At 42.3% G+C, this 23,792-nt stretch carries 22 protein-coding genes and 3 pseudogenes; 20 read left to right on the top strand and 5 right to left on the bottom strand.

Going from position 1 to position 23,792, the window contains the following annotated elements; all coding sequences use genetic code 11:
• Positions 1–4: 4 nt before the first annotated feature.
• Positions 5–1,951 (top strand): hypothetical protein, encoded by a 1,947-nt coding sequence (locus tag NV381_RS12365; protein WP_258213597.1) that lies wholly within the window; start codon positions 5–7, stop codon positions 1,949–1,951.
• 380 nt (positions 1,952–2,331) lie between these two features.
• Here NV381_RS12365 and NV381_RS12360 read toward each other — a convergent pair whose 3' ends face one another.
• Positions 2,332–2,538 (bottom strand): hypothetical protein, encoded by a 207-nt coding sequence (locus tag NV381_RS12360; RefSeq protein WP_328517113.1) that lies wholly within the window; start codon positions 2,536–2,538, stop codon positions 2,332–2,334.
• 324 nt (positions 2,539–2,862) lie between these two features.
• Here NV381_RS12360 and NV381_RS12355 point away from each other — a divergent pair, with 324 nt between their 5' ends.
• From NV381_RS12355 to NV381_RS12325, 7 genes are all read left to right on the top strand, one after another.
• Positions 2,863–3,369: an SRPBCC family protein gene (locus NV381_RS12355; protein WP_258213595.1), complete on the top strand. Its 507-nt coding sequence runs from the start codon at positions 2,863–2,865 to the stop codon at positions 3,367–3,369.
• 574 nt (positions 3,370–3,943) lie between these two features.
• The gene (locus tag NV381_RS12350) at positions 3,944–5,524 is read left to right on the top strand and encodes a multicopper oxidase family protein (protein WP_258213594.1); all 1,581 of its coding nucleotides are present in this window, start codon (positions 3,944–3,946) and stop codon (positions 5,522–5,524) included.
• Positions 5,525–5,755: 231 nt separating this feature from the next.
• Positions 5,756–8,095: a xanthine dehydrogenase family protein molybdopterin-binding subunit gene (locus NV381_RS12345; RefSeq protein WP_258213593.1), complete on the top strand. Its 2,340-nt coding sequence runs from the start codon at positions 5,756–5,758 to the stop codon at positions 8,093–8,095.
• Entirely contained in the window at positions 8,082–8,915 is an 834-nt protein-coding gene (locus NV381_RS12340) for an FAD binding domain-containing protein (protein ID WP_258213592.1), read from the top strand. Before NV381_RS12345 ends, NV381_RS12340 begins: the two co-directional genes overlap by 14 nt.
• Positions 8,916–8,918: 3 nt before the next feature.
• Complete coding sequence (locus NV381_RS12335) at positions 8,919–9,389, top strand: (2Fe-2S)-binding protein (RefSeq protein WP_258213591.1); 471 nt, start codon at positions 8,919–8,921, stop codon at positions 9,387–9,389.
• Positions 9,390–9,431: 42 nt separating this feature from the next.
• Positions 9,432–10,472, top strand: a complete 1,041-nt coding sequence (locus tag NV381_RS12330; RefSeq protein ID WP_258213590.1) for an XdhC family protein — start codon at positions 9,432–9,434, stop codon at positions 10,470–10,472.
• Positions 10,469–11,098 carry a nucleotidyltransferase family protein gene (locus NV381_RS12325; protein WP_258213589.1) on the top strand — a complete coding sequence of 210 codons (630 nt, stop codon included), beginning with the start codon at positions 10,469–10,471 and terminating at the stop codon, positions 11,096–11,098. Before NV381_RS12330 ends, NV381_RS12325 begins: the two co-directional genes overlap by 4 nt.
• Here the strand turns inward: NV381_RS12325 and NV381_RS12320 are convergent.
• A complete protein-coding gene (locus NV381_RS12320; RefSeq protein WP_258213588.1) occupies positions 11,056–12,093 on the bottom strand; it encodes an FUSC family protein in 1,038 nt (345 codons plus the stop codon). The genes NV381_RS12325 and NV381_RS12320 overlap by 43 nt on opposite strands.
• A 72-nt stretch (positions 12,094–12,165) precedes the next feature.
• A pseudogene (locus NV381_RS12315) lies at positions 12,166–12,411 on the bottom strand (SDR family NAD(P)-dependent oxidoreductase); the annotation flags it as partial.
• Between the two features lie 268 nt (positions 12,412–12,679).
• Between NV381_RS12315 and NV381_RS12310 the strand changes: the two are divergent.
• From NV381_RS12310 to NV381_RS12280, 8 genes and pseudogenes are all read left to right on the top strand, one after another.
• Positions 12,680–13,189, top strand: a complete 510-nt coding sequence (locus NV381_RS12310) for a GNAT family N-acetyltransferase (protein ID WP_258213587.1) — start codon at positions 12,680–12,682, stop codon at positions 13,187–13,189.
• 299 nt (positions 13,190–13,488) lie between these two features.
• A pseudogene (locus NV381_RS12305) lies at positions 13,489–13,827 on the top strand (NUDIX hydrolase); the annotation flags it as partial.
• A 30-nt stretch (positions 13,828–13,857) separates the two neighbouring features.
• Positions 13,858–13,970 (top strand): annotated as a pseudogene (locus NV381_RS12300) (GNAT family N-acetyltransferase); the annotation flags it as partial.
• A 167-nt stretch (positions 13,971–14,137) separates the two neighbouring features.
• The gene (locus NV381_RS12295) at positions 14,138–14,743 is read left to right on the top strand and encodes a DUF1349 domain-containing protein (protein WP_258213586.1); all 606 of its coding nucleotides are present in this window, start codon (positions 14,138–14,140) and stop codon (positions 14,741–14,743) included.
• A gap of 454 nt (positions 14,744–15,197) precedes the next feature.
• A complete protein-coding gene (locus NV381_RS38440; protein WP_419182262.1) occupies positions 15,198–15,386 on the top strand; it encodes an immunity protein Imm33 domain-containing protein in 189 nt (62 codons plus the stop codon).
• A gap of 86 nt (positions 15,387–15,472) precedes the next feature.
• Entirely contained in the window at positions 15,473–15,937 is a 465-nt protein-coding gene (locus NV381_RS12290) for a hypothetical protein (RefSeq protein WP_258213585.1), read from the top strand.
• A gap of 583 nt (positions 15,938–16,520) precedes the next feature.
• Positions 16,521–17,084, top strand: a complete 564-nt coding sequence (locus NV381_RS12285) for an ATP-binding cassette domain-containing protein (protein ID WP_258213584.1) — start codon at positions 16,521–16,523, stop codon at positions 17,082–17,084.
• Between the two features lie 619 nt (positions 17,085–17,703).
• Entirely contained in the window at positions 17,704–18,165 is a 462-nt protein-coding gene (locus NV381_RS12280; protein ID WP_258213583.1) for an NUDIX hydrolase, read from the top strand.
• 12 nt (positions 18,166–18,177) lie between these two features.
• Here NV381_RS12280 and NV381_RS12275 read toward each other — a convergent pair whose 3' ends face one another.
• Complete coding sequence (locus NV381_RS12275; RefSeq protein ID WP_258213582.1) at positions 18,178–19,059, bottom strand: DMT family transporter; 882 nt, start codon at positions 19,057–19,059, stop codon at positions 18,178–18,180.
• Between the two features lie 129 nt (positions 19,060–19,188).
• Here NV381_RS12275 and NV381_RS12270 point away from each other — a divergent pair, with 129 nt between their 5' ends.
• The 3 genes from NV381_RS12270 (at position 19,189) to NV381_RS12260 (ending at position 21,837) form a co-directional block, all read left to right on the top strand.
• Positions 19,189–20,067, top strand: a complete 879-nt coding sequence (locus NV381_RS12270) for an AraC family transcriptional regulator (protein ID WP_258213581.1) — start codon at positions 19,189–19,191, stop codon at positions 20,065–20,067.
• Positions 20,068–20,664: 597 nt separating this feature from the next.
• Entirely contained in the window at positions 20,665–21,372 is a 708-nt protein-coding gene (locus NV381_RS12265; protein ID WP_258213580.1) for a DNA alkylation repair protein, read from the top strand.
• 201 nt (positions 21,373–21,573) lie between these two features.
• Positions 21,574–21,837, top strand: a complete 264-nt coding sequence (locus tag NV381_RS12260; RefSeq protein ID WP_258213579.1) for a hypothetical protein — start codon at positions 21,574–21,576, stop codon at positions 21,835–21,837.
• 120 nt (positions 21,838–21,957) lie between these two features.
• Here the strand turns inward: NV381_RS12260 and NV381_RS12255 are convergent, their stop codons facing one another.
• Entirely contained in the window at positions 21,958–22,362 is a 405-nt protein-coding gene (locus NV381_RS12255; RefSeq protein WP_258213578.1) for a VOC family protein, read from the bottom strand.
• A gap of 626 nt (positions 22,363–22,988) precedes the next feature.
• Here NV381_RS12255 and NV381_RS12250 point away from each other — a divergent pair.
• The gene (locus NV381_RS12250; protein WP_258213577.1) at positions 22,989–23,642 is read left to right on the top strand and encodes a zinc dependent phospholipase C family protein; all 654 of its coding nucleotides are present in this window, start codon (positions 22,989–22,991) and stop codon (positions 23,640–23,642) included.
• Positions 23,643–23,792: the final 150 nt, after the last annotated feature.

The following is a 23,792-nucleotide window of genomic DNA, read 5'->3' as shown; positions in this document are numbered from 1 at the left end:
CTTTATGAGAAATTTGGCGCAAATCCTTTTCACGTTAACCCTATTTTGTGTTGCAGTTATTTGTTTCGGCAAGACAACGGTGCACGCAAGTGTCGTTACTTACAACCCGAACGATCCTTCAGCACAAGTACAAGTACCTGTACAAATGACAGCCTCCCCTAATTATACGGTGAGTGTCAGTCAAAGCGGAGAAGCTGTCCAAAACAGCTTTGTATATTATTCCAAAAATGATAGAGCAAGCGGTGACGGTGCTTCTGCCATCTACGAAGACGATACTTCATGGAGTACCTTTTCCTTTTCAGGACCCGTTACGGTAACGGTCACCTCACTACTACCCGAAGGCATTAACACGTGCCAGATTTTGCCTGCCAGGTTAGGCATTACGCCAACCTTCACTCCAGGCGGGAATACGGTAACCTTTACGATCGATCATCCTGCGAAATTATCTGTGGAAATGAACGGAATCATGAATCAGAACACCGGTGCAGTATCCATTAAAAATCCTCTGCTTATTTTTGCAGATGAGTTAGAGCAAGATGTACCATCACCCACCGATCCTAATGTCATTTACATTGGTCCGGGATACCATAGTGCCACTACCAATAATGTGGACAGTCTAGGGCGGCCAATTCTGGACACGACGCTGACCCCAGCGGGCCAGCCCAGCGGCCAGCTTCATGTGAACTCGGGACAAACCGTGTATATCGCAGGCGGGGCATTTGTTCACGGTTATATTAACGAAATGGATAAAACCAATATAACCATTCGTGGACGCGGAATACTATCAGGCGCCGGATATAACGGCGATCTCAAGTATCCTCATAAGTATCAGCATTCCATCCAATTTGTTAACGACGGTGATTCCAACCTCAAGATTGAGGGGATTACGATTTCCGACTCCTCATGGACCAACATGCGTTTTACAGGCAATCATAATGAGGTAAGAAACGTAAATGTCATCGGATGGTTTTTTAATACGGACGGTTTGCTTTTAGGAGGTAATTCCACAGCTGAAAACTGCTTCTTCAAAGTCAATGATGATACGATAAAGTTATATTTTTCGAATATGACCATTAACAATATTGTGATTTGGCAGGAAGTAAACGGTGCGCCCATGCAGCTGACATGGAATGTATCTGTTCCCACCTCCAACAATCACGTCAGTAATGTAGATATCATTCGCTGCGAACACATCCTGGGCAATATGACCAACCAGACTAAGGGGATTTTTAACTCTGTCCACGGAGGCATTGGATTGCTTTCCAATTATGTCTTTGAAAATTTCACTATCGATAATTCCGACGGCAGATTATTCCAGCTGTGGTTCGTTAAAACTTCGTATAATACAAACCAGACGGGTGGAGGAAATATTAAAGATATTACCTTCAGAAACATTAAAGTCCTTAACTCGATGACCCAACCCAATCTCGTCAATAATGAAAGCTTAACCAATCTGGATACCGGTATCTACGGCTTCGACCGCATCCGGTTTGAAAATGTTTCAGTACACGGCGTTCCTTTGTCGCTTTCAACATTTAATTTCACACCTAATTCTACACAAAATCCAGGTTATACGACTCCGTCTAACTTTGCTAAAAATTTTGCTGCCTCCAGCTTTATGGCAGGCGGTAACGTGAACCCAACAGCCCTTACACCGGGACAACAGCTAACGGCTCAAGTCAGCCTTCGCAACGGAACGTCAACCTCCCAAGATTATGTTGTCATCTTGGCGCTTTACGACAGCAGCGGCAATATGGTGAATGCTTCACAAGCAACAGCCACGGTAGCCGGCTACAGCGATTCACAAGACCTTTCTCTGACAGGCTTCACATTACCCGCCGATACAACAGGCATGAGTGCAAAGATCATGATTTGGACTGGCAGCGATGCTTCAACGTCGCCGATGATGCCGCCATATGGCGCACCGGCGGTGTTCCCCGCATCGGTATAACCATGCCGGGAGCAGCTTAATCGAACGCATCTGGGTGGATACCACTGCTTATAGGAAACGATCTTAGGTCGATCATTCGGCACAGGGGGGGGCCACAGTGTGCAATGTCTATGGCTTCAAATGGACCCAACCAATAAACCAGCCTAGCCAGCAGGCAGCGAATGCAAGTCCGGCCGGATCAACTAAGAAAAAAGGAGCGGGTAGGGCCGTAAAGAATTAATTGGTTCAGATGAATTCGATGAGAATGACTCAGATTGGGCTTGTACCGACTATTTTAGTATCCAAACATCCTCAAAAATGCATCTACAATTGGAATTGGATTTGAAGATGGGGATATTGATATTCTATTTCGTGCTTAATTAACAGGTGTCGTCGCTAAACTATCGGAGAACGTCAACGTAATAAGCAACCAAGACGCGGCTGCCGACATCGATCGGCAGCCGCGTTACGCTAATGGGCAGTGCACGTTGAAGCAGAATATGCATCTCCGACCAATTCCGCTTGCGCTTCCAGTGTTTGTTATTCCAAAACAGTCTCAATCTCCTCAGGATGTACCAGTCCACTTTCGCAAGGAAGCGGTTTGCCATACTTCGATCCACTTCCTGATGAGCGTAGAAGTTACGCCATCCTTGGATCATAGGATTCAGTATACAGGACTGAAAACATTATGCACATGGAAAAAACCGTACTGCCCTAGATGAAGAACGTCGGAAAGCCGTATGCGGGAAAACCGCACGTCCGGTTTGACGAGGAGGGGCTGGCATTTCCAGCCCTTTACTCTACTTAATTGAAGAATAATTCCGGTAAAGAATGGTACCCCTTTATTACGCATATTAATATTCCTTGACCGGAATATTCTAATTGAGGTATATTTTAATCAAGGGTTTATATTGAGTAATGGAGGAATGGATATGACAGTGAAATCGGAAGGTAAGGAGTTAGTCATAACACGTGTACTCAATGCGCCGCGCAAGCTTGTATTCAAAGCATGGTCCGAAGTCGAACATCTGAAGCGATGGTGGGGACCGAAAGGATTTGAAATAAGTGTCGCGCAATTGGATTTCCGTCCGGGCGGTTTTTTCCACTACAACATGCAATCTCCTGATGGTAATCAAATGTGGGGTAAATTTGTGTATCAGGAAATCGAAGCTTTCGAAAAGATTGTCTGGCTCAACAGCTTTTCAGATGAGGCGGGCAACATTGTCCGGGCTCCATTTAGCGATTTGATCCCGCTGGAAATACGCAATGCGGTAACCTTTAGTGAAAATAACGGTAATACCACAATGACCTTGTGCAGCGGACCGTTCAACGCAACTGAGGAAGAGAGAAGCTTTTTTGAAGGCATGTTCGAATCAATGCATGAGGGCTTCCGAGGAACTTTCGATCAGCTCGAAGAATATTTGTCAGCCCATTCTTAACCAAGATAAGTACGAAGAAGTTGTCACCCAAATCTTAACAAGCATTCGTTCAACTAACGGCGAACGTTTGTTTAATAAAAGAAACTAAGACGAGGCTGCCGGCATGAATCGGCAGCCTTGAACCTTCCTGTAGGACCTAAGAAATGGTCTTTGTCAAAAAAGGATCGCCTCGGTATGATGGGTTTGTCCAAGGGTTTGAAACCCAACACCATCAAGGAGGCGCTCTTATTATGAAGTTTAAGCAATCAGACGAACAAAATCAACGGATAGAACGTATTACTACAACTCACTTAGTAATTGATATCGACATGGCGAAGGATGCCCATGTCGCATAGGCAACGAAATTTTCGCGGAATTGTTCTTTCTAAACGCAAAATTGGAACTGGATATTCTAGCTGTGAATAGTCGAATGATCGTAGCTGATACGGATCCCAATGAGCCTGAAATAGCACTTGGAGATATTGTACAAATTTTTAGGGAATAGATTAAGGAAAAATCCAAAATTAAACATAGTGGGACATTTGTTGTTCATATGCTTTCTTAAGGTATTAACCATGAGGAGGTCTATACTCATATGCCCGTAAAAGTAAGACTCCAAAAATTCGTCGATAAACTGCCGATTCCAAAAACCATTTCCCCGATCAAACGACACAAGAAAGGTTCGTATTATGAAGTGACCATGAGGGAATTTACCCAAAAACTACATCGTGATCTAAAGCCTACCCGTTTATGGGGCTACAACGGAATGTACCCTGGCCCTACTTTCGACGTGATGAAGGATCAAACGACATATGTCAAATGGATAAATGATCTGCCCAAAAAGCATTTTCTCCCCATCGATACGACCATACATGGTGCAGAAAAAACAATTCCACAGGTTAGGACTGTGGTTCATTTACACGGTGGAAAACAGCATGACCATAGTGATGGATACCCTGATGCTTGGTTTACGAGAAATTTTGAACAAACAGGACCCATGTTTCAAAGAAAAGTATGCGAGTATCCCAACCTTGAAGCCACTACGTTATTTTATCATGACCACACAATGGGCATTACAAGATTGAACAATTATGCGGGACTTGGAGGTTTTTTTATCATTCGTGATGAGCATGAACAATCCCTGAATCTACCGACGGGAAAATATGAATTCCCTCTTATGATTCAGGATCGCTCGTTTAACCCGGATGGCTCACTCTTTTACCCCGATACTCCTGATAAAGACAATCATCGTCTTCCTTATCCTTCAATCGTCACACCTTTTGACGCGGATTACATTTTGGTAAACGGCAAAGTCTCCCCCTATCTTGAAGTAGAGCCGAGAAAATACCGATTTCGTATGTTAAATTACTGTAATAGTCGAGCCATGACATTCAAACTGGACTCTGGACAGCCATTTTATCAAATTGGAACCGATCGCGGATTATTGGAGAAACCAGTGATAATGAATGAGATCCTCCTTCTAACGACCGAACGTGCGGATGTGATAGTTGATTTTTCTCGATCCTACGGCAAGACGGTCATTCTTAAAAATGTCTTCAAAGGTGCCTCCCCCGAAACAACCGATGTGTTGCAGTTTAGAGTAACTACTCCGTTAAAAGGCAAAGATACTAGTTCACTTCCGGATCAATTAACGAAAATTGATTTCCTTTCTAGAGAGATGGCAACAAAAACAAGAGATCTAACACTCGTTAGGGTGGAGGATAAGTATGGAAGATCGTTGAATTTACTTGACGGTAAAATGTGGAATGATCGTATATCCGAGAAAATGGACTTAGGAACTGTTGAGATATGGCGATTACTAAATCTGTCGGCTGATGATCACCCCATACATCTACATGTCGTTGATATGCAAATTCTAGAGCGCCAGCCTTTCGACGTTGCTCTTTACCAAGCCTCAGGAGTACTCAAGTTTATAGGACAGGCAACTCCTCCTGATCCGAATGAAAGGGGATTTAAAGATACGATTCGTGCTCCCGCTGGTTACGTTACCTCTTTTATCGCGAAATTTGATCCTTTCGTTGGTCTTTTTGTATGGCATTGTCACATGCTTGAACATGAAGATTACGAGATGATGCGACCATTTGAAATCCTGAAGAAAAAAAATGGACTTAAAAATTTATTAATGAGATTGTTTTACCCTTCACGGTATCAATGATTTGATGTGTTTTTCTTAAACTTTTATTATACATGAGCAATGAGGTTGAGGGGCTTGCTTTCGCGGTAATTCTCTTTTATTTATTTAAGTAATGGGCAGTTTAATGTCATTACCAGTGATGTAGGTTGTCCTAATGATGGAGGTTCGTTCTTTAAAATAAATAATATGGACAACGAGTCCTGTATATATATAGGCTATGAAGAATTTGAACGTTGCAAGATCATTTGGGAAATGGAGGGGGTCAAGATCAGTCAATCGGTTGGGAAAAGCGTTCCCAGAAAGGAAACATGGGAGAAAGTTACAGGGACAGCCAAGTATATGAATGATATCACAAACCCAGGGCTACTACATGCCAAAATCGCTATCAGTCCACATGCTCACGCTAAAATAAAATCAATTGATTCGTCCGAAGCCATGAAAATTCCGGGTGTAAGGGCGGTCATAACTGGACAAAATTACCCGAATTTGACCGGGTCGCCATTGGCTGACCGTCCACCAATTGCAATTGATAAAGTGAGATATTATGGCGAGCCCGTCGCCCTTGTTGTCGCGGAACAAGAGTATATTGCAGAAATGGCGGCTCTCCAAATCAAAGTGGAATATGATCTTTTACCAGCTGTCCTTTCTCCAAGCGATGCATTTCAGAAAAATGCTCCAATCATACATGAGCATCTTGCCGAGTATAAGCGGAGCGAAGATGTTTACCCGGAGCCGGGAACTAATATCGCCAACCGAACAAAAATACGCAAGGGGAATATGGAAGAAGGATGGAAGAATAGCGATCATACCATTGAGGTCGAGGTCACTTTACCGCAATCAGATCACGCTGCAATGGAAGTACGTTGCTGTACGGCACAGATTTTACCTGACGGAAGAGCAGTCATCCATTCCGCCTCACAATCGCCCTTTGTTATCCGAAGAGCAATCAGCCAATCGTTTCATATTCCGCTTCATAAAGTGATCGTTCACACGCCTCTTGTCGGAGGTAGTTTTGGTGGAAAAGCTGCGATTCAAATGGAATTTCTTGCTTTTTTAGCTTCCCGTGCGGTAGGAGGAAGAACTGTAAAATTGGTGAATTCCCGTGAGGTGGACATGATCTCTTCTCCAGTCCATATCGGGTTGGATGCTAAAATCAAGCTTGGCTGCACTCAAGAAGGGAAAATAATGGCCGTCGAAATTTTGCATCTGTTTGATGGCGGGGCATATTCAGATCGAGGTGCGGTTATGAGCCGAGCTGGAGCCGCCGATTGCACGGGACCGTATCGTATCGATAACGTTCATTGCGACTCTTTATGCATGTATACGAACCATCCTTATTCGACTTCATTTCGAGGATTCGGCCATCCGGAACTGACATTCGTCATAGAAAGAGCGATGGATCTATTGGCGGGTCGAGTGGGTATGGATCCTTTGGAATTTCGTTTTTATAATGCGATAGGGGTAGGGGATACATCCCCGACACAAACTTTACTGGATAGAAGTAATCTGGGCGATTTGCCGATGTGCATTGCAAAATTGAAAACATTAATCCATTGGGACGACCATCTGCCACGTGAAATCGAAGGCCATCTCATCAAGGCGAAGGGGATATGCTGTTTCTGGAAAAACTCAAGTACGCCGACAGATGCAGGAGCAGGAGCTGTTATCGCATTTAATCCCGATGGAAGCGTTAATCTGCTTTGTGGTGCAGTAGAAATCGGCCAGGGTACAAGGACGTCGCTGACTCAACTTTTGGCCGAACGGTTGCACATGGATGATCAGATGATACATATCTCTGCGGAAGTCAACACCGGTACCGATCCCTATCATTGGAAAACGGTAGCGAGCCGCAGTACCTTCTTAGTTGGCAATGCGATTCTGAATGCGGCCGACGATGCCATCGTACAGTTAAAAAACATAGCTGCAATCGTATTGCAATGCTCACCGACAGACTTGGACGTCGGAGCGGGCAAGGTTTTCTTTAAAAATCGCCCTGATAGGGGGATAGCAATTGAAAAAATCGCTAACGGCTTCAATTCTCCAAATGGGAATACCATTGGTGGTCAAGTCATCGGACGAGGGAGCTATGCGATGCGTAATTTAACACCATTAGATCCCGAAACCGGTAAAGGAAATCCCGGTCCGGAATGGACGGTAGGCGCTCAAGCGGTAGAAGTGGAATTGAATACGAGAGAATATACATACAAAATCGTTAAAGCGGCAACAGTCATCGATGCCGGCAAGGTGATCAATCCCGAATTGGCCCGCAGCCAAATCACAGGTGCTATGAGTATGGGCTTAAGTTTTGCAAGCCGGGAAGCTTTTTTATTCAATGACAAAGGTGCTGTATTAAATCCACAATTTAGAACCTATAAATTAATTCGTTATGGAGAGCAACCAGAGTACTTGGTTGATTTCGTCGAGACGCCTCATTTGGAAGCGCCTTACGGATTACGCGGAATCGGTGAGCATGGCTTAATAGGAATGCCCGCAGCATTGGCAAATTGCCTGTCCATCGCCGCTGGAATTGAGCTTAATCATCTGCCTCTGACTCCCGAGATGATCTGGAGGACGATCCATGATTCCGTTTGACTTTGAATACTACAAACCTTCTTCCGTTCAGATGGCTGTGGAATTGTTTCAGTTTCTACAAAAACAAGGGAAGAAACCGATGTATTACGCCGGAGGGACGGAGATCATCACATGGGCTCGAACAAACTCCATTCAACCAGGAGCTGTTATCGATTTGAAGTCTATTCCGGAGTGCAGCGTAATGGAAATGCAGAAGGATAAGCTCGTTATCGGATCTTGCATCACGTTATCGGCTTTATCTGCGGCGAACCCGTTCCCGCTGCTCAGTGAAACGGCACAGGGAGTTGCCGACCAAACAGCTCGGAATAAGATCACGCTGGGCGGAAACATTTGCGGAAACATTTATTACAGGGAGGCCGTACTCCCGCTTCTGCTGGCTAACAGTCGTATGGTTATAGCAGGAATACAAGGGATAAGAGAAGCCTCGATTCACCATGTATTTTTACAACAATTGAGACTGGAAAATGGAGAATTTCTTGTACAGACCTTAACAGACCGAGGCTATTTACAGCTGCCGTTCGTTCATTACAAGAAACGGCAAATAGGCAACGTTGGCTATCCTCTCGTAACAGTAGCTGCTTTTAAGAAAGATAATCAGATTCGCTCAGCATACAGTGGCGTCTGCTCATTCCCGTTTCGATCCGCCCAAATCGAGCAGGCGTTGAACGATTCCTCGATACCATTGGCAGCAAGGATGGAGCAGGCGATCGGCAGCCTTCCTGGTCCTTTAGTACATAATGCGGAAGGTTCCGCCTCTTATCGGAAATTTGTACTTAAACAAACGATGGCTGACATGGTACATAAATTGGAAAGAAGGTGAAGCATGTCAGCCAACGATACTGCTATGTATCCTGTTGAATTCGATGTTAACGGTGAGAAGCGAACGATTCGAGTAAGAGCGGCGGATATACTCCTACATATACTACGAGACAAACTCGGACTGACGGGAAGTAAATCCGGTTGCGAGAACGGTGACTGTGGTGCATGTACAATATTGGTAAACCGCCAACCCATGAAATCGTGCCTTATGCTCACCGTGGAAGCCGATGGAAAACAAATCACAACGATCGAGGGGTTGATGAACTCACCGGTACAAAAAGCCTTTGTTCAGAATCAGGCATTCCAATGCGGTTACTGTACCCCCGGCTTTATTGTAAACTGTGAAGGCTTGTGGAATGTTCACCCGCATGCAGATGAAGAAACCATTAGGGTATGGCTGGAATCCAATATATGCAGGTGTACGTCCTATGAAGAAATTCACCATGCAGTGAAGGACGTTTTTACACCGAAATAAGGATGGGGATCCCATGCCCTCTGGCGTTGAGGAGGGGCGAGTTTGGAGGAAATACACCGTATTTTGGAAACCATTCAACGTACCGGCTTAAGAAGTGTGCTTGCGACGATTACCCAAGTGGAAGGGAGTGCTTACCGCAAAGAAGGAACCTCGGTGTTGTTCCTTGAAGATGGTTCACAAATAGGGGTATTAAGCGCTGGCTGTCTGGAGGCTGAACTTTCGGTCAGCGTGCCGAATATTTTGGAAGCAGGCATTGCTCGCAGCTTTGTGTTCGACATGCAATCATCGGATCCACTCTCTTGGGGGGAAGAACCGGGGTGTGGCGGCATTGTTCATGTAACAATGGAACCGGTAAATGATGAGTTTGTGGATCATTTATGTACATTGAAGTATTATTTGGATCATAAAGTCGAGGTTATGCTCATTAAAAGATTCGGCTCGAATGGTTCTGTTACCGATTATAGTTTCTTCACTAGAGATAGGCAATTGTTCGGGGAGTGGAGGGGAGAATTTCCGCAGGCACTCTTAGATTTGATGTCGTCCGAGGATTCGTGCAAGAGTGGAATGAGATTTCTCTCCTCTATTCAATCGGATGTTTTCGTTCATACCTACTATCCCAAACCGCGTCTTCTGATATTTGGTGCAGGACCGGACGCCAGGCCACTTGCCGCATTTGCAACAGCCACCGGTTTTTCCGTTATCGTCTCCGATTGGAGACCAGCCTTATGTGATCGACGTTATTTTCCGGATGCTGAATCTTTTTTATTGGGGTTTCCTGAGGAAACGATAAGGATGATTCATTTTACACCTTACGATTATGCTGTTGTAATGACTCATAATTTTAAGAGGGATCAGCAGTTGGTTCGACTTCTTTCTAAGCAGCAGCTTTGTTATCTCGGCATTCTCGGGTCGAAAAATAGAAGGGAACGTTTACTATCAGGTGAACCGGTTCCGATGCAAGTCCATGCTCCCGTTGGCCTTGCAATTGGGGCAGAGGGACCCGAGGAAATCGCTGTTAGCATTCTTGCAGAACTCATACTTACTTTTAGAAAAAATAGAAAAGCAAGTAGTTGTTATCTATGAGGTGGAATAATATTGTTGGCATTTATTTAGCGGCAGGTCAAAGTACCCGAATGGGTTCGGATAAACTTCGACTTCCAGTGGGGCCTATGAACTTGGGGAACTATGCGTTGGCGGCGGCTTTGAGTTCCAGCTTGGATTATGTTTTGGTAGTATCAAAGGACGCTGAGACAGATTGGATGGACAACAGATTTTACCGGGACCCGATCAAACGGAAATGGTCCGTTATTTACTGTTCTGAAGCGCACTTGGGGCAAGCGCATTCCTTGCGATGCGGTGTACGGGCTGCACAAGTGATGGAAGCGGCAGCCGTGATGATAATACTGGCGGATCAACCTTTCATTACAAAAGAGATGATGAATGAGCTGCTTAATCGTTTTGAAACAAACAGCAGCATTGGTTTCGTAGCTTCAAGTTACGACGGTTTGGCTAGGCCACCGGTTATTTTTGCACAGCGAATGTTTCCGGAGCTCCTGCGATTGCAGAACGATCAGGGGGCGAGACATCTTATTCGAAAAGAAACATCGGGAATTTGCATCGATTTTGCAAATCCGGACCTGTTCATGGATGTGGATACTGCTGAAGATTACAGGATATTATTGGAAAAATCCGCCTTTTGGAAATCTTGAATGACTTGCTCGGCGTGCATATACAACGCAAGCGGGTACTGGTACTGGTAGTTCGCCATATGAGCAGGTGCTTTGATTTGAAGAGCGGATCCGTTAGAAACCAAGGTAAACGTGTCTGGATTATCCAATACGTTGTTCCATTCCTTGATAAGCTTCGCTAACGCGTTTAAGTGATCGGCCCATATTCGTTGATTCTCTTTGGCAAAATTGCCGCTTTCGGACCAATTTGTAAAAACGCGGATCATGTCGGTAAGATTGGCATGGCCAGATCGAAGTCGATGCATTTGCCGGGTTAATTCATTTAAAGCATTGCGTTTTTTGGTCCCTAGTGGATTGTAACGCAAACTTTGCTCCGCTTTATCCAACTCGGTTGTCGTTTGATGAAGTTCCTGGAACAAGGATTCTAATCTTAATTGCAAAGTTTGAGCTTTACTTGAGGAACAGCCCTCTGTCACCCATAGAGCGGTGTTTATAAAATGATTGGATAGATGATCCGCGAATTGGATCATCTTTTTTTTGGCTTTGTTAACGGAATCGGGAGGGAAAATCATAATATGGATCACGATGGCGACGATGGCGCCGATAATAGTATCGCGTATCCGATCCAGGGAGTAACTCGGCATCTTGCTTTGAAAATACATGACCAATAAAATGCTGAGAGCAACTTGGACCATTATTGCATGATCCAATTTCAGCCACGTTACGATAAATGCCCCAACAAGTAGAAGAAGTCCTATACTCCAGCCGTTTAAGCCTACATAAGGTGTTATGGAAACAGTGAAAAGTACGCCGGCTATGGTCCCCACGATGCGCTGCCACGCAAATTGTATGGATTTGTCAACGGTTAATTGGATAGACAAAATGACCGTCAGAGGAGCTAAGTAAGGATGCTTAGATCCGGCCCACTCCGCAAGTTCCCATGACAGTGCTGCAGCTAATGGGGTTTTCCATACAACCCCTTGGTATTTGATAAAATCCATCATTTTATTCGTCATTTTGTTACGCTCCATCTTCATCTTATCCGTTCATAACTACTACGCCAGTGACATGAATAAATTGCCCTGAAACACTTGATCCGCTGGGAAAGAAGTAGGGTTGAGCGGGGTCCAGATTGTTCCGGGAACAACACTATTAATGCGAATGCCCCTGATTTGCAAGGATTTAGACAGGGAGCACGTGAAAGCAACGATCGTACCCTTAGTTGCAGAGTAATCCATCAACTGTTCATTTCCTTCGTATGCCGTCAATGATGCCGCATTAACAACAGTACCTCCTTGCTTCATAAGAGGCAAAACCGCAGACTGACGAACAAAAATAGGAACTCGTTCAATCAACCACGTACACCAATTCATGCTGTGTCCTCTTTTCCACATGCAGTTTAGTTGATTCCATTATTTCCTAGGTGTTGTAGAACTATTCCACATAATAATAAAAAACGCAATTGAACTTTATCTCATTCCCGACGGATGGCAGGGAGGAGGTCACCAAAAAATGAGATGGAAAAATTTCTGACTTGCTGCTGAAACTTATGATATTGTAGTGAAAAGCAAATCAAAAGATTTGGGAGAGGCAGGGCATGTCATGAGTCTTAAGTTTACACTCGTTAATGGAGTGGAAGAAATCGCAGAGGTTGCTCAATTAGCGGCAGAAATATGGCGTGAATATTACGTATCCATTATTACAATCGAGCAGATAGATTACATGATAGGCAAGTATCAAACGGTTCCTGCGATTAAGGATCAGATTCATCATCAGAACTACGAATATTTCTTAATTCAACAAGATGGCTCCACCGTGGTAGGATATTTGTCGGTCAGACAAGAGGGAGTGAAACTTTTTCTGAGCAAGTTTTATATCGGAAAGGAGCACAGGGGACGCGGTTATGCTAGCCAAGCGATGGCATTACTAGAAGAGTTATGCAAAGACCGAAACTTAAGCAATATTTGGCTTACTGTCAATCGGAATAACGAATCCAGTATTGCGGTATATAAGAAAAAGGGCTTTCGAACCATACGAGAAGAAGTTTCAGATATCGGAAATGGATTCATAATGGATGATTATATTATGGAAAAAGAAATTCCGGGTCACTAAACTAACGAGACACGATAGTTTAAATGGACTTACACAGGAAGTAACTGCTTCCTTGAGTACGTTCATTTTTTGTATAGTTTAGCCAAGGATCCTTCGTCCCTTAAAACTAACGAGCAGAATACTTTAATTCATTCCGAAACAAATTTAAAACATTTATCGTTTATTTAGATGGAACATTTTTACATGAAAAATTTAGGGGGATGGATATGTCTAAAAAGCCTGTAGGAGCAGCTGCGGTCATTATGGATTCAGAAGGGCGATTTATTTGAGTAAAACATAACTACGGAAAATACAACTGGGAACTACCTGGTGGGCTATCTGAGCAAAATGAGTCTGCGGAGAATACCGCAAAGAGAGAAGTGCTTGAAGAGACGGGGCTTGAAGCTACTGTAGGTCGTTTGACTGGCGTGTATTATGAACCCATTAATGATATGCATCACTTTGTTTTCGCTTGTAAGGTGGTCGACAATCAGCAACCACAGCCAGATGCGGAGGAAGTAACAGAATGTAAGTTTTTCAATGTGGACGATTTACCTAAGCCAATTAGTGATTTTACAATTTCACGTATAAAGGATGCTTTGAATACTGATAGTGATCATTTATTCCATATCATCGGACCAAAGCAGTGGTTTGAATAATTTATGTTTTTACATAGATCCTTTCATAATATGACTCTTCATTCTCCACCAAAAAGTATACACGCCTTAAATCTTGAAGGTTTGAAAAGCCAGATGTTACATTCTGGAGCACGTGGGAAGAAGATCAATTAGTGGGTTGCGGTGGTAATGTTATTGACTTGGAATCCGTACTGGTACGATTTAGAGCAAACTGTAATAGTTGGAAAGTTGGAAATTAATACTTGTTTTAGTTGAAGAACAAATTAACAGTTGTGATCGGATTTTATTTTCTCTAAGGACAAGCACTTCTCTTAACAAGGAGGTCGTAACGTTGACGAAGAAAAGAATGAACTGGGACAAAGGAACATGGATCAATTTACCTCATTCTGCCCGAGGTGAAGGGGAATTTCTTAAGGTTGTGCCTGAAAAGGGAAAGGATTTCTGGAGAAAGACTTTATATGGTTTTGAATTCGAGGATGGCGCAGCATTATTGGCGGATTGGGATAACAACACTGCGGTGGAGGTTTCATTTCAGCTGGGGTCCTTTACAGAGCTTTACGATCAGGCAGGTATCATGTTGTATCATGGACCTGGAAAATGGATTAAAACCGGGATTGAAATTAACGACGGCATTCCTCATCTTGCGGCAGTCGTAACAGATGGTTATTCCGATTGGTCGCTCGCTGGTGTGCCAGAGTGGGTCGGGGAAGAGGTCACATTACGTGCGTCTATTATGAAGGATGCCGTTATTATTCGGGCAAGGACGGAACATCATGGATGGCGTACAATTCGTGTTGCTCGATTTCCTTACGAAAGCGGAAATCAGGCTGGTCCCTATACTTGTTCCCCAACCCGTGCTGGCTTGGAGGTGACTTTCACTCGATGGGTCTTAACGGAGCGTGATCAAGACCTACATGTGGACCCCCCCGTCGAATAAGCAAATAGTTATGAATCTAAAGGTATTTAGGGGAAAGAATGAGTAAAAGATGCTGGCGGATCTCCATTTATCTCTGAGGAAGGGTCCGCCTACGTCCCATTCCGTCTCGTCAGCGAAATACTGGGGGCGAAGGTGCGGTTGGGCTTGAACTCTGGACGGTGGTTATTGATAAGTTGAACAGCGCGTTATCTCTGCTTATTTTAAGTCATCAAGATGGAGATGATCCTCGAGCAGAGAGGATGTGGCTCTCTATATTAAATCACTCAACGTAGGAGAAATAATTGAATTTGAACCTAAGAATATTGCTAGAGTAATTTTTAAAAAAGACGATCCGCACTGCTTAGAAATCGGGGAGGATAAGGCTCTAATATCAAAGAAGTGTTTGGACGAAGGATGGACAATTCGTTGGTTATATCGCGAGCAAACATACCGGAAGGAAGACAGTGGATGGTGATTGTTCGAAGGAACAGTACCTGAAGAATATAATAATGATCCTTCCAACACAAAAATCATTGATGTCTATTATCTATGTGAAAAAGACCATACTCTAATCTCGATTTTCAAAAATGACTACGGATCAGCATTCGAACGAGAGGATAGAAACAGCCCGTGGATAGAAATAAAAGATTGGCACTTCGATTAGCACTGGCCAAACTTACTAATAGAAAATGCACCTATCTTCTTTAACCGATTAGAACATCATAACTTAACGCATTAGGGGAGACAGGAATGAACTCAAACCTATTTGATGAAGCATTACGTAAAACAAAAATTGCATTAAGAACTCAAGAACCTTCGCAAAAAACGGCTGAATTTCTAAAAAAGTATATTAATAACAAAGATATCTTCAATTTCTTTTTATCCCATTCTTATCACCAAGAAATCAAGTTTAGATACAATGTTTTCTATAAGGTGAATGACTTGTCAGGAGAAAATAGCGCTCACCCTAATGAAAAATGCATCAACGAAAGTTTACTTATTGTTGGTCATGGGCTTAATGGAGATTATATTGTTTTAAATCTTACTACATATACGATGGGATATATTTTCCATGATGAACTATGGGAAAATGATAGTGTTAGTATTAATGAGATTTACATTGACATGAAATATAGTATTGGTGAATTTTATCTGCGATCATTAGAGTACGGATTTCCAGTAGATGGATTTCAAGCAGAAAAGTTCATGGTATGAGAAAGTTCTTTGAGCTAACGTATACAAGAGTTCAATAAACAAGGAAGGCAGCCGATACAGATTGAACGGCTGCCTTTTCTTGTAATCAGGCAGGAGGTCGTGCAAAGTAAGTAAAATAAGTAGTAACTAATAATCATCTCAGTAGAGGGTTGGAATTTGGGGGCACGCAACGACATCAATTATTCTTGGATCAATGCCATAAAACATCCAAAACGCTCCATTCCACCTATAACCTGAGACTTCACCGTACTCTACACGAGTCGGATAAAACCAGAAATTGTCTCCATTCAGCAGCCAGACATATGTGTATTCATATAAACAGTCAACTACATAAGACACCTCAGGTTTTTGGGGGATGAATGCAGGTGGAGGAGATTGCGGTTGTCTCATGTACACCTGTGGTTGTGGGATAAAGAACATTGAATTCCACTTCCTTTTTAGAAGTTTAAATTAAATCGTATTTCATGCTATGTGGGTTAATAACTATTTGACTGCACAGATGCCTAAGATGATGAAGAAGTCATTTGAACACATGTGGTTCGTCCCCCTGTAATTAAACTAACGGATAACTGATTATAGCTCAATGAGCACGGAGCTAAGTGCGGAATTATCGATAAGATTAAGGGGAACCGTAGGTTATGTCCCTCAGGACCCATTCTTATTCCAGTCCACGATTAAAGTAAATTTTTATGCAGCTGCCCCTAGTGCAAAGGATGAAGAAATGTGGGAGGCGCTGCGATTCGCAGCATCTGACGAATTGATACGGCAGCTGCCTGATGGACTGGAAACGGTGATCGGTGAACGTGGCGTACGGTTGTCGGGGGGAGAACGTCAACGAATCGTATTGGCTAGAGCGATACTTCGGAAGCCGACTATTCTTATTCTGGACGAAGCTACAAGTGCACTTGACAGCGATAATGAAACGATTGTTCAAGAATCGATCGAGAGATTGAGAGGAAGCATGACGATTATTGTCATCGCTCATCGATTGTCCACACTTCGACATGCAGATCAGGTTATCGTACTAGATAAGGGCAGACTCATCCAGCAGGGAGGCTATAATCAGCTATCCACGGAGATGGACGGATTGTTTCGGTCAGTTACTGGAAATCCAGAAAGTAAAATAAGGAAGGAGCGATCCAAATAGAAATAGGACGATCAGGGCACTGCCACTGCTTCGTCCTATTTCTATACGCAGTAATTAAGCTGACAGACGTCTTGACTTTGGACCGCGCCTTAGCGAACAATGTACTTCTCCAACACCGTAATCGCCACAAAGAGGTAGTTTGATTACTCCTGAGGACGAGTGCCGAGCACCAAGCCTGTAGAAGTCGCTATCTTGATAAGCCGAAGAAGATGATGATATATATAATAATGATTGTTTTCATATAAGATGAAACGCTGCTGCAGCCCTGAGTGAAGCAGTATAGCATTGACTAGGTATAGTGCGAGTTAAGAGAAAGCAGCCAGCCTCAATTGAAAGAAAAGCTTGAGGAATCAGGCTTTTTATTTTTTATGTAGGGAGATTTGTGTCATTTGAAAATGCACAATTCTCCCTACATTGTCGCGAAGTATAGTTGCAGATGTTAAATGAAAATATTGTTGCAGAGTGAGAAAATAAAGAATTAGACTGGCGGATGGATTAAGCTATCGGGCAGTTATGCTCAATAACAAAACTCCATATTAAAGTCATAAAAATCCATTTATAACCAGTACTAAGAAGAATATAATAAGGTCACTTATTCTATGAATTACGAGGTATAACTATGGCTGATTACATTCAAGATTTACGGCAGTTGGTTGGTCATACAAAAGTGATTATGGTGGTAGCAGGGGCTTTTGTTTTTAATGAAAAATACCATATATTATTACATCGTCGTTCAGACAATGGTTATTGGGGACTTCCAGGTGGTTTCATGGAACTTGGTGAGAAAATTGAAGATACTGCAAGAAGAGAAGTATTCGAGGAAACTGGAATACGGCTTGGAACAATGGAATTGTTCGGCATATATTCAAACACTGAAAAAGTTTTCGGTAATGGTGACCAATCATCACTGGTTCAAATCATGTTTACTTGCAAGGAATTTGAAGGTGAATTACGAACTTCCCATGAATCGTTGGAAACTAAATTTTTTCCGACTCATTCGCTACCAAAGAATCTCTATCCCGACCACAAACTTTTCTTTGAGGATTTATTGTCCGGCGAAAAGCCACCTTTTGTTAAGTAGATGTGTAAGTGATCATTTAGACTTAGCCCCAAAATAAAATCCCATTCCCACTATTGTAAATAATCCTCCAAGGATTTGAAAGGAACTTACAGCTTCTCCCAAAATAAAGTATGCAAGGATTATGGCAAGGACAGGTTCACCGATAACACCGACAGAAACAGTAGTTGCACCGATTGATTTTAGTAACAGATTAAATATAAAATGCCCAAATATAGTTGGAATTAAGGCAAGTAATAAGAAGTACATCCAGTCAGAGGAACTATAGTCTATTAAAGAAAAATGGTTCATTAGGCTGTATATCAGCATGACGCTACCACCAATGAAAAAAGCAATAACGCTATATATATTAGTTGGTATTTTATGGCTAACTTTTTGTCCTGCTAGCATATAAGCAGAAATGGAGATAGTCCCCAATAAGGAAAATGTATCTCCGATTAGCGCTTCTCTTGAGACGCCTATATCTCCCCAAGCTATAATAATAGAACCGAAAATCGCAGTTATCATGCATAGTACCATTAGTTTGTTTACTCGTTCTTTAAAAATAAAATAAGATCCAATCATTACAAATAGAGGTTGTAAAGTCAAAATAACCATCGAACTTGCTACGGATGTATAAGATAAAGACTCCATCCAAAATAGAAAATGTAATCCGAGAAAAAAACCCGCAAATAAAACAAGAAGCCAATCATACTTAGTTAATCGTATTAATCTAAGCTTTTTCCAAGACACAAAAGGAAGCATGATCAATACAGTTATATATAACCTATACATTCCTGCAACAGACGGGGGAGTATTTGATGATTTAATCATAATTGATGATATGGCAATAGCAAGAATACTGATACATAGCAAAAAATACGGATTGACTGCCGCATTTGATTTATTTAGTTTCATGGGTACCTCCACTTGTAGTATTGAAAAGATCTAACGGTATATAATAATATCATCATCCTCAATATAATTCTGTAATAATATCTTTAAAAAATATAGATATATCGTCATATTCGAAAGGGAGAACTATATTTGATTAACAAATTACATGAGATCAATCAATATCCCGATACTTCTTTTCCGTATGCTATGTATACCGTAACCTCTTTAAGCTGTATTCCTAAGGGACGAGGCTTTAATGAATTACACTGGCATGAAGAACTCCAGTTTACATTGGTAACTGAAGGCAAGATTTTTATACAAGTCAATGGTGTAACTCATGAGCTAAAAGCTGGACATGCAATTTTTATAAATAAGGGAGTATTACACGTATCTACGCAAGTTGATAAAAATAGTGAATACGTAAGCTTTAATTTCGCGGAGAAATTACTTGCTTTTTATTCTGATAGCCAAATGGAAAAAAAATATGTACTCCCTTATACCAACTCTTTATTTTTATCACTAGTAATAAGACCTGAAACAACATGGCAAAGCACTATGTTGGAGATCCTCTGGAGGTTAAAAGATAAGTTCAACGTTAAAGGCTGGGGCTGGGAATACGAGGTTTCTATTATGACTGTACAACTATGGTTGACCATGATAACAAATATCTCAATGACTAGCGTAGAATCACCCAAACACATAAAACAGCAGCAAGAACGAATTCAATTGATGATTAGTTATATCCATCAGAACTATGTTAATAACCCATCTCTACAAGAAATAGCTGATGCTGCACACCTTAGTGTTTCTGAGTGCACTCGAAGTTTTAAGAAAACACTTCATACGACTCCTTATGACTATTTAATTAAGTATCGAATCAAAAAAAGTGCTGAGTTATTAAACTCCACTGAATACACAATAACCGAAGTAGCTAGTAAAGTGGGTTTCAATCATGTTAATCACTTCATTCAATCTTTTAAAAAACAATATAATAAGACACCTAAAGAGTATCGGAGTTTAAAGGATTGATTGAAAAAAATAGCGAAGTAGCTTATCAAGCTCCCATGAAAATTAAATTAGCTCAAAACCAGTAAAAGAGCATAGGAAAATAGACCCAGCATTACACTTTTTAAAAAAGGCTGAGCCACGTGAGTAATCATATAAGTTGGAGCAAAACGATTTACTGACAACAAGTAAAGGCAAGGCTGGTGCAACAACCAAAAAAAGATTAATCTCCCATAAGTGCTACCCATATCGGGTGCGACATTCTGTGATGCACCGTGGTGGTCGGAGTCAGACTAACGGTTGGGCTCTATGGCACCATAGCTTATCGACCTTCTTCGCCAGCCCTACAAGCAGTATAGACTAGGGAATCCATTTTCATCCTCTGTGGTGCAGCGCTGATCTTGCGCTGCATGATTGGCTAACGGGAAACGTTAGCTTAATCAACAATAATGACGCGGCTGCTGGCATGGATCGGCAGCCGCGTTGTACGAACGGGCAGGATTGCGTGGTGGCAGTAGGCGGTTTTTTATGGGCTATAGTTCCATGTTAAACTACTTAAAGTGTAGGATTCATCAAAGTGCCGGATAGGGCAAAACTCCAAGTAGAAGGAAGTGTTAAAGAATGAATCTAGAAATGGTTATGCAGGAGCTTGAAGCTCTTGCCAAGGAACGAATCAAGAAAATCTACATATCCAATGGCGCGAGAGAGCCGCTTCTTGGGGTAGCGACAGGCGAGATGAAGCCGATTTTCAAGAAAACTAAGCTCAATCAATCTTTGGCGGAACAGCTTTATGCCACAGGGAATTACGACGCCATGTACTTTGCCGGTATCATTGCTGAACCAAACGCAATGACTGAGGCAGATTATGATCGTTGGATGGATTCAGCGTATTTTTATATGTTGTCCGATTTTGTGGTGGCTGTTACTTTATCGGAAGCGGATATTGCGCAAGATGTTGCCGATAAGTGGATCGTAAGCTTCGAAGATTTGAGGATGTCAGCAGGCTGGAGTTGTTATTGCTGGCTGTTGGGTAGTCGTCCGGACAGTGAATTTTCCGAAAGCAAGCTCGCCTTGATGCTTGAGCAAGTGGAAAATACGGTTCACGAGGCTCCTGAGCGAACGAAATATGCCATGAATAATTTTATATACACAGTGGCGACTTCCTATTTGCCACTCCATGATAAGGCGGTCGCAACTGCGAAGGCAGTATGCCCAGTAGAAGTCAAAAAAGACAAGGGAAAAAGCAAGTATCTAAATGCTTTCGAAAATATTCAAAAGGCAGTAGCTAGAGGGCAACTTGGTTTCAAACGCAAACATGTAAGGTGTTAAAATATTATTTTGCATAATCAGGTGTAAGCCATATTGTCAAAAGATGGTGTCTTTAACAGGCACCACCTTTGTCGAGTGACAAGTGCCCTGTCCTGGGGAATGCTGGTGATTATGATGCATGGCGTAAAAAATGATTGAATTAACGCAGAACGATACTTGAAACTGCTGCCGATCATTATCAGTAGCCCTGGGGGCAAATAAATGGGTTGGAGACCTGATCTTTCCACACCGTTATTAAATCGGAGAGATACTCGCCCAAAAAAGGAGGCGTTTAACATAGAGGATAAGTCTCCAAAAAAAGAACTCCAGGAGGACGTTCGTAGTAATTCCAATAACCACTTTATTACCGGCTGGGAAGGCTATTTGAGATTAAAACAAATATTTTTTTGGAGCTATACGGAAGGCGATAACAAAATATATTTAGACAAAAAGGATCGCGAAATAGATCCATTTCTCAATAAATAATGAAGAACCTAGATAAAATGAAGAGACCATAGCTCGTTGCTATGGTCTCTGGTCTCTTTCTATGAAGCGGTTAGTAAAATTACTAACTATGAAATTTGCCTCACTCACTTCAACTGTCCGTCAACGCCTACCGCTGAACCGTTTGATCGCTTCCTCGGTCACCGGCGCGAAGAGGTTAACCAGGTTGCCGTCGGGATCGCGAAACAGCACAGCACGGTTCCCCCACGGCATTGTGGTTGGTTCCTTTACCCACTGGTCGACAAACGGCTTCAAGCGCTCGTATTCGGCATCGACATCGTGGACGCGGAACTCGATGATGACAGTGTGATTGTCGGCCGCCACTGCGGAACCAGCGCCGAACAGTTGCACCGTCTGGGAGTGGCCGATCGCCAGGGTGCACGATGGCACAATGAGTTCGGCAAAGACGGGCGCGGGGCGTTCCGCCGAAACACCCATGACTTTCTCATAGAACTCGACGAGACGATCCACGTCGTCGGTAATGATGCGTACAGAAGCAAAATTCACGAGATACCATCCTTCCTATAATAAATTATACAATAACGTATCATATCATTTTGGACCAGATACTTCGCATTTATCCCCCACTCCCTTACGGTTACTTACTTCGATTATAAAAAAATGCTACTGACAACAGTATGTCAGTATTGTTTTTAAATTTTTTTGGCTTCCTCCCGAATTCGATTTCGGAATGCGTCAAAGGTTAAAAAATAATGCCTATTGATTAAACTAAACGGGACACGATAGTTCAATAAACAACCAAAACGCGGCTGCCAGCATCGATCGACAGCCGCGGTACGCTAACCGGCAGGATAACGTAACTTCTAGTGCATGAAAACGTATAGATGTTAGTGAAAACATTAATCGGATGTGATTTTATGAAGTATCTTAAAGAGAACTTCGGTGACATATTAATTGGTGGATTTGGGTTATACGCTCTATTTGAAGTGATAATGGGATGAAAGGTCATTAAACTACCATGAAAGAACGGATTAACTTTCATGTTCTGTGGTGCAACGCAGGAGGATGCATGGATGGCTAACGGGCAGTTTAACGCAGCTTAGATTCGGTGTGCCACTGCTAGGAAAATAGTGGTAATATCGTATTATTAATTGGATAACGGGGGCGATAGTGTGGGTTCAAGAATAATGCATTTAATTATTGCAAATAAAATTGCAGCGCGTCTGACGATAGAAGATAGAACGTCTTTTTTACTTGGAAGTATTGCTCCAGATGCTGTTGCAACTAAAAACGAATCGCATTTTTTTATAGGTGAACATCAAGACTATTCTAGAAGTGTTGATTATAAAGGATTTTTGAATAAATATAGTTCGCAAGCAGAAAGTCTTTATATATTGGGATACTATACACATTTGATTGCTGATGAAATATGGCTGAAAGGTTTTTACCTACCTTGGCTGAGAAACAGAATGGATGCCGATAAAGAAATACATGGTTTATACCATAATGATTTCAGATTATTAAACGGAAAATTACTGGAACACTATGGTCTTAGTGATGAATTGAGAAAGACGCTATATTACATCCCAACAATCAATGATTTACAAGAGGTTAAGTCCAAAGATGTAGAAGAGTTTGTTCCTTTTGTATTGGGAGATATGGAGTACGAAAAGGAAGTAATAAACCAGAAACTTAATGTTTTTATGTTTGATCAAATTGTAGGTTACATAGAAACATCAGTTGATATAGGGTTATTAAATTTAAAACAGGCTGCCATCCTACATCGGCTGCACACTGCTCGCGAATGGTTAACCGCTCATCATTAACGACTTTTAGTGTCTCTTATAGTGTAGGTCGCTGAACTAACGGATACGATAGAGGAGGAGCTCGCTTCGGGGCAACTCCTCTTTGGTTTATTGAAGTAGCGGGCAGAATAGTGGAATAACTTGTTGCACTTGTTCGTTACATAAAAAGGT

Source organism: Paenibacillus radicis (ex Xue et al. 2023), assembly GCF_024722015.1.
Taxonomy (GTDB): Bacteria; Bacillota; Bacilli; order Paenibacillales; family NBRC-103111; genus Paenibacillus_S.
The sequence above is the reverse complement of the archived record's forward strand: the minus strand, read 5'-3'. Positions and strand labels throughout refer to the sequence as shown.